This is a genomic window from Vibrio penaeicida (assembly GCF_019977755.1).
GTDB classification, from domain to species: domain Bacteria; phylum Pseudomonadota; class Gammaproteobacteria; order Enterobacterales; family Vibrionaceae; genus Vibrio; species Vibrio penaeicida.
In genome coordinates this window covers 2,578,643-2,590,142 of the sequence record NZ_AP025144.1, presented here as the reverse complement: position 1 = coordinate 2,590,142, position 11,500 = coordinate 2,578,643, and the positions used below count along the sequence as shown (strand labels likewise).

Here is an 11,500-nt window from a genome sequence, read left to right as displayed (position 1 = left end):
AATTTAACTTTCACATAGGCACATTATTATTGTGCCTATTGTTACAAATTGAATTAAATTACTCTTTGCTAAATTATTCATCAGAGAATTTAGGAAAAAGAATAACCAGCAATGTTTGTTTGAAGTATTTCTCTTTATAACTTCATGAAACACTTTTGGTTAAACATTGGTCACTGTGGTTTTAATTTAACCATCTCTATAGTGGTTATAGCGCATATTTAAATGAAATAAGTATCAAGAATGTTAAAGGGCAGGGCTCAATACCTATGGCATTTTTGAGGTCGTTAAATTTGATTTATTAACATATACCCAAGCATTCTTAGGCTACTTGGGAATATGCATCAACTGATTCAACAACCCTTATATGACATACCTGAAAAAATATCAGCGGCAAGAAGAAAATCTATCAAGTGCCTGATCCGTGCCGGAATTTGTTTTCTAGAAGGATACACCAGGTTAAAGATCTTGGGTTCGCTTCTAATGCCACAAGCCACCTGAATCAACTCACCAGTATCGATCTCTTTTTGTACGGTACATGGAATCAATAACCCCACTCCAACGCCCATCAAAGTGAGCTTCTGCATTACTAGCGGAGAATTGCAACAGTGATAGTTCTTCGGCGCAATGGCGACCATCTTTCCGTCGCAATAGAGCTTTTGTAGGTTGTTACTAGCGGATTGCTGTTCGAGTAAAACCCAATAATGTGACTCTAGCTCCTCCGCTGTGTTGGGCATCCCATGTTTTGCGATGTACTCGGGGCTTGCAAATAGGTGGGCACTTTGCTCGAACATTTGTCGAGCGATCAAAGAACTGTCTTGCGGGCTGCCAACACGTAACGCTAGATCGATGTTTTCTGCCACTATGTCTGACTTATGGTCGTTCAGGATCAAATCGAGTTCCACCTCAGGGTAGATCTCTCTGAATTCTTCTAAGATAGGCAGAACTTGATTCAGAGCGATATCGTAAGTCATCGTTAACGATACTCGCCCAGACACCTCTTTGGGGGCGATGATGGATTCGATATGTTCAAACAAGTAAGGTAATTGCTTAACTTCTTGGTAAACCTTCTGTCCTTCTCTTGTCACCGAAAGCTTTCTGGTTGAACGCTGTATTAATCTAGAACCTAGCTGAGTTTCCAGCTCTGACAATTGCTTACTGAGTTTAGAGCGATCTGTTTTTAATTTTCTAGCCGCTGCAGCAAAGCTCCCAGCTTCGACTATCGCTGCGAACATTGCCATTCTTTTTAGGTGAGAAAAGCTATTAGCATTCAAAATTGCAACACTCCATGTCCATATTTGCATCTAGTGATTATTTTAAATTTATAAATAATTGAATGTACTGCGGTATTTAAAAGTATTCTCAATACAAAATAGCAAAAGCCGAGCAGTAGGCTTCGGACCCGAAAATCTTTCAAATTTGCACAAATGAGCACGACTTTCGTTGATTCGACGTCAATTTTCTAAATCAATCAATAAACTATAAAAAATCTGGAATAACGATCTGAATTTTTCAAGTATTCCGTATTTCGGACAGCTATTAGTCACGTTTGCTACATCAGACTCGTAGTTCCATTCAAGGAGCGAAAACCATGTTTCATCCAGAAAAACGTCAAGATTTTATGTTGGATAATCAAGAAGCAAAAACACTCTTCATGCAATCGGGTGGTTCAAAAACAGATAGATCAATAATAGATGGCTCAATGATAGATAGCCCCATAACAGGTCTGGGAAACACAAAAACACCAAGCTATGGACCTAACCATTTCAATCACATTCAAGAGAGTATGGGAGGAAGTTCAGCATACTCGAGATCCAAACCTGCTGTTGTTTTTATGTTTAGCGGCCTTGAGGAACAGCCTCATCGTTGCGCGAGATCTTTGTACGAGAACTTTGAGTTTTTTCACGAGAGAGTAGAAGAGTGTTTATGGCATCTCACAAAAACGGATGTGCACTTAGCGGATGAAACGGAGTTCTTCTTTAGTGAGTGCCAAGTACACAGCAAGCAGCCTGTAAGTCAGGTGCAGCTCTTTGTATTTGAATATGCTCTCGCTTCGACACTTATCCATTGGGGGGTTAAGCCTGATGCGCTTATTGGTGACAGCCTTGGTGAATACGTAGCGGGCTGTATAAGTGGGTTACTGAATATTGAAGATGTGCTCGCCATGGTCTGCTCTCGCCAACGTTTGATGGATGATGCACAAGCTGGTGCAATGTTTGCTGTTCCCAAGGGGAAAGCGGAAGTTGTGAAATGGTTGGATGATTGGAATAACACACACCCTAGCTCCGATCAAAAGATCTCCCTTTCCTATGTGAGTACTCCGCATAGATGTGTTGTTTCGGGAGGAGCAGAGCCTCTAAGTCATTGGTTAGAGCAATATGTTGAGAATGCAGAAGGTGGAGAGTACGTCTCTCAAAGGTATGCACTGCACTCCAATTTGATGACAGATGTATCCAAAACGCTCGGCACTTATATCGAGGGTGTGCCCAGTTACCCGATTCATACGCCTTTTGTTTCCACGATAACGGGAAGATGGGTACAGCAACGAGACGTTGAACATTCGCAATACTGGGCGAGTCAAATTCAACAAACGGTTCAATTTGCAAAAGGGCTGCAATGTGTCTCTGAGGATTTGGGGAATTGTATACTCGTTGAAATTGGTCTCGGCGAAAGCATGTCAAAGCTCGTTGAACAGCAAAGGATCAATAGCTTATGTGCTTTTCCTTTGCTGCCGGACATTTTGTCTGAAGACTTGGTACTGCCTGCCAATTTCCCATGCGATTGTATTCTGACATCGGTAAAAACACTGGGTCAATACGGGGTCAATATTCGCTGGGACCGTATATTAAGCAAAACGGAATCAGATTGCTGGTTGAGCTAAACCCGTTCTTTTTTCGGTAACGCGCTGAATAATATCGACAAGCTTTTTGCTTACAGACTCAAATTGCTTGTCGATAAAGAAGTGGTCACCCTCTATCATCTCCAATTCAAAGTCGCCACAAAAGTGTGCCTGCCAGTTCGGCAACGAATCAGGTGGAATGATGGTATCACTTGTGCCACCCAGTAGCGTGACGGGAATGTTGAGTTGTTCAATAGCGCTAACTTTGTGCGTTTCGGCAAGCTTAAAATCCGCTTTCAAACCAGGCAATAGTATGGACATGAGTTCATCATGCTCAATAATTTCGTCTGGTGTTCCGCCCATTTCCTTTAACTTTATTTTAAACCCTTCATCCGATAGTCCGTGAATCGGGTCTCGAGTGTTCAATTCATGAGGTGCTCTTGATGCCGCCGGAATGAAATGAATAGGCATCGGCATTTTATGCGCTTTGAAATAGCGGATAAGCTCAAAACCAATTCGTGAACCAAAACTGTGCCCCCAAATGACATAGGGTTTGTCGATGATAGGGGTTAATACTTCCGCTAAATCCTCCACTAACGTATCCATGCTTTGGTACTGTGCTTCATTTAATCGGCTGCCTTTTCCTGGTAACTGTACCGCGCAAATTTCGGCATTCAGTTCCTGCAAAGCACTATAGGGAACAAATGAGTTTGCGTTGCCTCCGGCATAAGGCAGACAGATTAAGCGTAACGGGGCATTAGGTTTTGGTTTTGGAATGGCAAGCCAGCGATCAAGTGAAGTGTTTCTGCGCATTTTCAATCCTTTATTGTCAGAAGGCTAGGAGAATAACGAGGAATACAGAGAATGGATACCCTTGTTTCATTTTGGTGATACTGGCATCCAGTTAAAGACTTCACTCTGCTCCGATAGGTAGGTGTGGGCTTCATTGATAAGCCACTGAATTATTTTGGAAAAATGGGTGATAAGTATTAGAGCGAGCAAAGACAGTTTCGCTTGAAATTTCTGTGGGTATTATTGATTTCATAGCTGGAATTACTCCGTCTTCAACTCTATGATGTGCCGGAATATCAAACAATGTTCGCTGAAAACAGTGTATGAAGGTTGCTAGCGTATAGTCGCGCTAGCTCCACAAGAGGGAGAGAGAAATACCAAATGGAGAGGGAAGTGTTTGAAATTGTTACGGAACGACTGATATTAAGGGATTTTGAGATCCAAGATGTCTCCTCATACATAGAGTTGACTCAAGACTCAAAGTATCAGCGCTTCTATGATGAAGACGATTGTTCGATAGAGAAGGCTGAATTTTTGGTTAATCTTTTCATTGAGCAAGCGCATGAATTACCACGAAGTAAATATCAGCTCGCTATCGTTTTACAGCAAACAGGTGAAGTGATTGGCACGTGCGGCATTCGATTGGAAGCCGATCAGCAAGCTTCTATGGGATGCGGTGTGGCGCGTGAGTTTCAAGGTGCTGGGTACGCGCAAGAAGCAGCAGAAGCTATAGCAGGGTTTGGATTTGAAAAGCTGGCGGTTCACCGTTTGTATGCAGAAACGATTGGAGCAAACAAAGCCGCGATAGCGATGTGTCGTCAATTTGGAATGAGAAAGGAAGCTCGGTTTATTGAACATCGATACTTTAAAGAACGTTGGTGGGATACCGTTATCTACGCTATGTTACGTTCGGAATGGGAAATGAGGAAAGGAAGCCAAGATGATTAGCCTACAACCAATGAGCTCACAACATTTGAACCAAGTATCGGAGCTGCATGTCGCAGAAGAGCAGTTAAAGTTTGTCGGTACAATGGAAGAGATTTTGGTGAACGTAGATAACAAAGTACACCCGCATGTGATGGTGAATGAAAGCGACAAGGTGGTTGGGTTCTTTCTTGTCGATACGACCTACGGTGAGCAGTACGACTTTGCTGTTTGTGGAGCGCTAGGGCTGAGAGCTTTCTTTGTCGATACACGTTACCAAGGAAGTGGCTATGGTAAACAAGCCGTGGCTGCGCTTCATTCCTATTTGCAGCAGTGTTATGAGACGTTTGAATTCATTTATCTTACGGTGAATTGCAAAAACCCTGGGGCTTATCGTTGTTATGAGCTCAATGGTTTTAAAGACAATGGTGAGCTTTACCATGGCGGTCCGGCAGGCCCTCAACACATTATGAAAATGTCGTTCAAATGACTGAAAAAACTATTTAACTCGCATTCTGGAGTTTCAATGTACTGAGAACTAAGCTTGATGTAATTCACTTTGAATAGGGTGGCTATGTCCTCATTTATACGCTTAGTTTGGGTTGTGTTGGTTTCAATACCAATCAGTACAATGGCACTCGCATCCACCGGCCACAACACCTTTCGTGATATTGCGTATGGTGCACACAAGAAGCAAAAGTTGGACGTTTACTTTCCACAATTCGCTAAAGATGCTCCGGTGATCTTTTTTGTTCACGGTGGTGCATGGAGAATTGGCGATAAGGGAGCGCGATCTCAGGTAAAATCCAAAATAGACAAGTGGGTAAAAGAAGGGTTCGTTTTCATTTCGGTGAATTACAGAATGTTACCGGAAACCCCGCCGTTGGTTCAGGCTCAAGATGTGAGAGATGCGTTAATATTTGCACAGAATTATGCTTCGAAATGGGGTGGCAGTCGGCACAAGTTCGTTCTTATGGGACATTCAGCTGGTGGGCATCTCATTTCTCTGGTTTCCGTCAAACCAGAGCTCATTACTCAGCGAGGTGCAACACTTTGGCTTGGTACTGTGTCACTTGATACTGCGGCGTATGACATTGTAAAAATCATGTCTGCAGATAGAGTGAATCGCTTTTACAAAAAAGCTTTTGGTGAGAGCCAAAAAACTTGGAAACTCGCTTCACCGTTACTGCAACTTCAATCTTCGATTCCTCCGTTTCTCGCTGTATGTTCTTCCACGCGAAAACAAGATTCCTGCCAACAAGCCGAGGTTTTCGCGGAGAAGGTGAATCTTCTTGGCGGTTACGCAAAAGTGCTTCCTGTCGAGCTTTCTCACCGTAAGCTCAATGTGAAATTAGGCGAAGACTCACCTTATACTCAACAAGTCCATACGTTTATTATGCAGTTACTCTCTGCACATTTATCTCTACAATCCGACGAACAACCCTAGGCGATTCATTGCTTGTTCCATTCGGCTAAAACGTGGTGGGTAATGGTATCGCATCGGTTACCAGCAAATTCGTAGAGCGACATCGACTCTTTTTCCATATGAATTCGAATTTGCGATTGCAATTGCATTCTCGCTCTCCGATATCGTGTTTTAACCACGGTGACATCGAGCCCCAAAGAGTGGGCAGTTTCGCTGGAAGATAACCCCTGTACACAGCGCAATATGAACACCGAACGGTAGTTAAGCGGTAGCTGATCAATTTCATTTTCAAGGAGTTGAAGTATGTTCTGGTTCATAACGGGCTCCGAAACAGATTGATGAAATTGATCGCTGGGTATTTCTCGGTCGCCATAATACTCAAGCCTCTGTTCCGACCTTAGGCGATTTAACGCGACATTTCGAGTGATGACAGAAAGCCATCCCGCGTATCCTGTTGGACCACGAAACGTAGATAAATTCTGCAATGCACGTAGATGAGCTTCCTGAACGATGTCCATGGCGTCATCAGTATTGTTCGTGAACCCACGAGCGATCCGAAACATTAGTTGATTATAGCGACGGATGAGTACTTCAGCCGCTTGGTTGTTACGCGCTAACGTGAGTTCAATGAGTGCCAGATCGGAGTAGGATGTGAGTGTATTATCTGTCATCGTGTAACCCTTTGCATTCTTCGGAGTGCTGATCCAGTGTTTTTAAATAGGCGATAATGGCGACTCGCTGTGTTTGGCTTGTTACGCCTGCTACTGTCATTTTAGTGGCAGGAATCGCTTTTCTTGGATTTTCTAGAAAACGATTGAGTGTGTCTTCATTCCAAACCCAGTCAGAATCAAGCATTGCTTTGCTGTATCGATAATTTTTTTGAGTACCAACTTTTCTTCCAAATAAGAAGCAGTGTTTAGGTCCCGTTCGGTTATAAGAGGGAGAATGGCACCCAACGCAGCTTTGGTACAGGTGTTCACCTTGAGCAACCGTGCTGGATTGTGAAAATGGCACGAAACCCAATCCAATAAATAATAGATAAAGATGGCGCATTTTGATTCCTTAATCGAGTTGAATGAGCAAAGCCATTAGTAAAAATCGCTTTGCTAACATTGGTTTTGTTGTCGACAACAAATGTGGGTTAGGAAAAAAAGGCACCTGGCACTGGGTCTAAACCTAATGCGTTCCTTAAGATTGCCCAATGCATGGCTTCGTCGGCTAAAATGCTGGCAGCAGCTTTGGAAAAATCGCGGTTATCAAAAAGTGGGATCGCCCCCGCATAGGCACTCACTGCACCTCGCTCCAATTGAGCGGCAAACATGAGTACATCGGAAGGTTGCTTTAATTTCTCGACTGGAAATTGATACTGTTTGAGGGGTTCAGATGGGGTTCCACCTAACTGTGTTACCACAGAAGCCAGCAATTCAATATGCTCTTTATGATGCCCTTGAAACTGAACGGCAACGTTTAATAGATCTTTGCTTAGTAACTGGCTTTCTGCACCAAGCTGATAAGCGGCAACGGCTTCTTGTTCTGCCTCTATTGCAGTATTTAGAATGACAATGTCACTTTGTACGGCGTTATCTGACAGCGCTTTTTGTCCGTGATAATTGGCTTGAGCGGAATAGCAACCACTCATCATGGTGAGTGCAGTTGCTGAAAGTGTTGCTGCGCCAAACCCTTTTAAAAATCCGCGGCGGTTGAACATATCCTTGTGATAAATATCATTCGTTTCTTTGATGCTCATGTGCTTTCTCCTTGTAAAGCGCAGCCAATACACTGCGCATAATAGGTAAAGACGCACTCATCAAAGAAAAGGAACAAACTTTTTTTAAAAAATGACTATAAGCTGCTTACTGCTTACTGCTTACTGCTTACTGCTGCGGCTAAGAGGTAGAAATTCGATTTCGCTACCTTCCCCTGTGAGAATAGAAACGCGCTCTGGTTTTCCTTTCTCATCGAGTTTTACTTCTCCAATAGCAGTGGCATTGACCAGTCTTCGAGTTCCTTCGATGCTTGGGCTACGCTTTTGGACTTTCAAACGCTTTCGCTTGGTAAAAAAGTTAAGTGGTGAGCGAGGAGAATAAAGCAACCGATCCGCATGATCGCAAAACCCAAGAAGCGGCTCTGGAAACTGAGCTTTGATGCCGCTACATGTAATCTGGTGGATGTTTGGGCTGCACTTGCGAAATCGTAGCTTGATATCGTAGGCAAAAGAATAGTGGACATCTCCCGACAAGATAACAAAGTGGGTAGGTGTTTTTGTGTGAGTGAAAATGCTGAGTAAAGTATTTGCGCTACCGGGGTGTGCCATCCAGTTTTCAGCATCGATCATCAAAGGTTGACCTATCATAGTTGCCGCTTTTTGGAGTGCTTCGATAAATTTCACACCAAACATTGGCGCAGCAGAAACCACAATAACTTTGTCTTGATGCATTAGCTCTTGTTGAAACTCAATGAGCGCTTCCCAGTCCATCAATCCAGAGGGCTTGTTCATTTTTGATTCTGAGCGCCAGCGGCGAGTTCGAGTATCCAAAACCACAACTTTGGGCGAGGTATGTATGGTGTAGTGCCATTTCTCAAATTGGTACAAATGCTGTATGAAAGCATCTTGATTCTGTACATTTGGCGAATCAAAAAAGGCATTGGCCAATGCCAAAAACTCCGAGTTGAAATGAGAGGGCTCGTTTCCCCATCCCTGACAAAGCCAGTAACTCAGTAAACCATTACCGATGATTCTTTTGGAAAATACGTTGTTGTATGCCGCTTTTTCCCAACCAATGGTCAGGTTCCAGTCATCGGTGACATCGTGGTCGTCAAAGATCATGTAAGTAGGCAAATGTGCAAATAGCCTATGAGCAAAAGGCAACCCTTCTACAAATTGTGCAATTTGGGTATTTTCTCTTTCCCATCGAGTTTTGAGCTTGTTTGTGACTGTCGTTGGCGGGCACGAATAAGCAACATGCTTCCAAAGTTGTGGCGACCAAACCAGCAAATACATGGCGAAGAACTCTGAAAAGCTGATCAAGTGGTTGCCGCAATCTCTAGAACTAAAAACCGGAGACGGCATAGAGGGCATAAACGAGAATAACCAACTTCTTTCTGCTTGATAGCTAGGTAGCAAAGATTCGCGACCGTAAAAGCCGTCTGCATGGGCGTGTAAGTCTGCGGTCGATGCGATTTTGGCATCGTGGAATGTTTCATTAGGCAACCCTAGCAAATCGATCACTTGCACAATCGCACTCAGCATCGGACCAGCGACATGGTCTGCATAGATTTGATCGCCGGCCATTAACAGCATATCGGGGCGCTCATCCCAAGGTTGCTTGGCTATTTTAGCGTCTGCCGCGATCAGTGCGTCTTTTCCGTTATGGTGTGGGTTTCGACATGAACCGTGCAAAATATAATCGGCGGTAGATGGTATTTTTATCGAGAGTCTTTTTTCTTCTTCATAGAGCAAGTGCGGACACAATTCGATGAAGTTACCTTTCTGAGAGATAAATTCGTATTCAAGGCGTTCGTCTACAGGGAAATTGCCGTGAAAATGAGCAAGGGTAACAAAGGCACGAGTACCCACTTGAATTGGCTGACACTGGTTTAGATCGTGAGAGAAGATCGCTTTGTCTGAGTCTTGCTGATAAAGCTGAAAGTGACCAGACAGTGGCTCTGTGGTGACCACCCAAAAAACCAACTCATTCGATGTGGCTTTTCTAAGCATGGGACCTGCAATCAGGAATGGTAATGGCGAAGACTGATTCATAAACTCTCTATCGAATAACGCTTACAACTGCTTTGCTATCGAAAACAGACCCTATTTATTGAGTTTATCCGGAACGTGCCGTTAGAGCACGGGTATTGTTAGCAAATCTAGCATTTTGACCGCGTTTGATTTGGATCGTGTTCGGTAGCACTAGTGCGCCGTTGGCATATGAGATTTCACAAAGTTGCTCAATTTGATTTTGAGTGATTCAGGAATAGGGATAATACCGAAAAGCAGGAATCCTATGGTTGCAAACACCGAGACGATCATGCCCAACACTATGCTGGGAACAAACGTGAGGGATGCATCAAGCCATTGGTGCAGTTGCCAAGCTGAAAATGCAATCATAATACTTTTTATCCAGTTGGCGTGTCGGTAAGGTAGTGGTTCTTTTTGCTGGCTAACCAAATAGATCAGCATTAAACGAACGGAATAAGCGCCACCAAGAACCGCAATGACAGCAATGACCCCGAATTGTGGTACAAGCCAAACGTATCCAGCGACAGCAAATACCGCGCAGGCACACTGGATCCACATTTGTGCTTGGCTGGAATCCCCGCTAAAGCAGCCTAAGTTTAAGTAATCTCCAGCGGTTTTTATCATGTTCACCAAAATCAGCCCCACTACGAGCGTCGCCGACATGTGATAATCGGATGGTAGCGCTAGGGTGATAAAACCAGGCACCGTGAGTATCATCAGCATCCCCAGATAAATACCTAAGTTGGTCCCAAGCATCGCATTATCGGCACAAATCTGTTTACCATTGTGTTGCTGTAGCAATGCGATTCGATTGGGGAACCACCATAAAGCGTAGGGTTCTAGAGCCAGCCCTAAAATTAAGGCAAACTTCACTGCAATGGCATACACCGCAAGCTCTTCTACTCCTATAAAGCTCGCAAGTAGCCAACGATCTAACCCTGTAATCATATAGATACACAAGAATCCGCCTAACGTCGGCAAGGCAAATTTCAATAGCAATTTTGAGTATTTAAGCTGACCAAAAGACCCCATTTCTTGTTTTTGGTACCCAAGCAAACACAGCATTAATAGCACGCTCGATACCATGCAAGAAATCAAGACAGCATCAATGCCATAGCCAGCTTCAAGCAAAATGAAAGTCATCAGTGCTTGCCCTAAGGCTTTCATTACATTTAATACACAAAACCGTTTTGCGAGATCGTTCATTCTCATAAGTGTCATAGGAATAGTAATTAGCCCATCCAACAAAATGGGAATGGCAAGCAAAACGATTTGATAGCTTTCGAATGCTGCTGGCAACACTCGAATGAGTAAAGGAAGCGTGATGAAAATAATAAACGCTCCAATGCCACTGAAAAGAACACTGAGAGTAAAGCAGTTAGAAATGAGCGCTCGTTTGTGTTCACCTTCTGACGTCCCAACATATCGGTACATCGCGTTTATGATGCCGAAGCTAAACATAATGGTTCCGATATCGGCTAGCAAAAGCAGTATTTCAAGCGACCCGTATTCCACTACAGAGAGCTTTCTTGTGAGATATGGGATCATCATAAGGGAAACCCCTTTCATCATAATGATTCCAATGGCGTAGTACGCCGACTGTGCTAATGCTTTCATTCGCTTCTTGCCTTCTGTTTTGATTTCAGGCGATAAAGACTTCAACTTGCGATTTGCTTCATACCAATTAAATCAAGGTGGAGGTCACTTGGGTATAGACATTAACTTAGGCAGAAAACATGCCAAACCATAACTTTTTGAAAAATAGATAAAAAAAGATAGGTGA

General features: G+C 43.5%; 11 protein-coding genes. 4 read left to right on the top strand and 7 right to left on the bottom strand.

The features are described 5' to 3' along the window. Positions 1-350 precede the first annotated feature (350 nt). Positions 351-1,301 (bottom strand): LysR family transcriptional regulator, encoded by a 951-nt coding sequence (locus tag LDO37_RS11505; RefSeq protein WP_263422431.1) that lies wholly within the window; start codon positions 1,299-1,301, stop codon positions 351-353. Between the two features lie 287 nt (positions 1,302-1,588). Here LDO37_RS11505 and LDO37_RS11500 point away from each other — a divergent pair, with 287 nt between their 5' ends. Next, complete coding sequence (locus LDO37_RS11500; RefSeq protein WP_126610292.1) at positions 1,589-2,878, top strand: acyltransferase domain-containing protein; 1,290 nt, start codon at positions 1,589-1,591, stop codon at positions 2,876-2,878. Here LDO37_RS11500 and LDO37_RS11495 read toward each other — a convergent pair. After that, the gene (locus LDO37_RS11495; RefSeq protein WP_126610290.1) at positions 2,858-3,649 is read right to left on the bottom strand and encodes a thioesterase II family protein; all 792 of its coding nucleotides are present in this window, start codon (positions 3,647-3,649) and stop codon (positions 2,858-2,860) included. The two genes, LDO37_RS11500 and LDO37_RS11495, sit on opposite strands and share 21 nt — an antisense overlap. 372 nt (positions 3,650-4,021) lie before the next feature. Here LDO37_RS11495 and LDO37_RS11490 point away from each other — a divergent pair, with 372 nt between their 5' ends. The 3 genes from LDO37_RS11490 (at position 4,022) to LDO37_RS11480 (ending at position 5,999) form a co-directional block, all read left to right on the top strand. Further along, entirely contained in the window at positions 4,022-4,576 is a 555-nt protein-coding gene (locus LDO37_RS11490; RefSeq protein WP_185829960.1) for a GNAT family N-acetyltransferase, read from the top strand. Then, on the top strand, positions 4,569-5,042 hold the full coding sequence (locus LDO37_RS11485; protein WP_126610288.1) for a GNAT family N-acetyltransferase: 474 nt from the start codon (positions 4,569-4,571) through the stop codon (positions 5,040-5,042). Before LDO37_RS11490 ends, LDO37_RS11485 begins: the two co-directional genes overlap by 8 nt. An 84-nt stretch (positions 5,043-5,126) precedes the next feature. Then, positions 5,127-5,999 (top strand): alpha/beta hydrolase, encoded by an 873-nt coding sequence (locus LDO37_RS11480; RefSeq protein WP_126610286.1) that lies wholly within the window; start codon positions 5,127-5,129, stop codon positions 5,997-5,999. 5 nt (positions 6,000-6,004) lie between these two features. Here LDO37_RS11480 and LDO37_RS11475 read toward each other — a convergent pair whose 3' ends face one another. The 5 genes from LDO37_RS11475 to LDO37_RS11455 all read right to left on the bottom strand — a co-directional run bounded on the left by LDO37_RS11475 (position 6,005) and on the right by LDO37_RS11455 (position 11,334). Continuing rightward, the gene (locus LDO37_RS11475) at positions 6,005-6,649 is read right to left on the bottom strand and encodes a sigma-70 family RNA polymerase sigma factor (RefSeq protein WP_126610284.1); all 645 of its coding nucleotides are present in this window, start codon (positions 6,647-6,649) and stop codon (positions 6,005-6,007) included. Beyond that, a complete protein-coding gene (locus LDO37_RS11470; protein ID WP_126610283.1) occupies positions 6,639-7,031 on the bottom strand; it encodes a c-type cytochrome in 393 nt (130 codons plus the stop codon). The genes LDO37_RS11475 and LDO37_RS11470 overlap by 11 nt, the downstream gene beginning before the upstream one ends. 88 nt (positions 7,032-7,119) lie before the next feature. Continuing rightward, positions 7,120-7,725 (bottom strand): ferritin-like domain-containing protein, encoded by a 606-nt coding sequence (locus LDO37_RS11465; RefSeq protein ID WP_126610282.1) that lies wholly within the window; start codon positions 7,723-7,725, stop codon positions 7,120-7,122. 120 nt (positions 7,726-7,845) lie between these two features. Further along, positions 7,846-9,738, bottom strand: a complete 1,893-nt coding sequence (locus tag LDO37_RS11460; protein WP_126610281.1) for a metallophosphoesterase family protein — start codon at positions 9,736-9,738, stop codon at positions 7,846-7,848. A gap of 150 nt (positions 9,739-9,888) precedes the next feature. Further along, complete coding sequence (locus LDO37_RS11455; protein ID WP_126610280.1) at positions 9,889-11,334, bottom strand: lipopolysaccharide biosynthesis protein; 1,446 nt, start codon at positions 11,332-11,334, stop codon at positions 9,889-9,891. Positions 11,335-11,500: the final 166 nt, after the last annotated feature.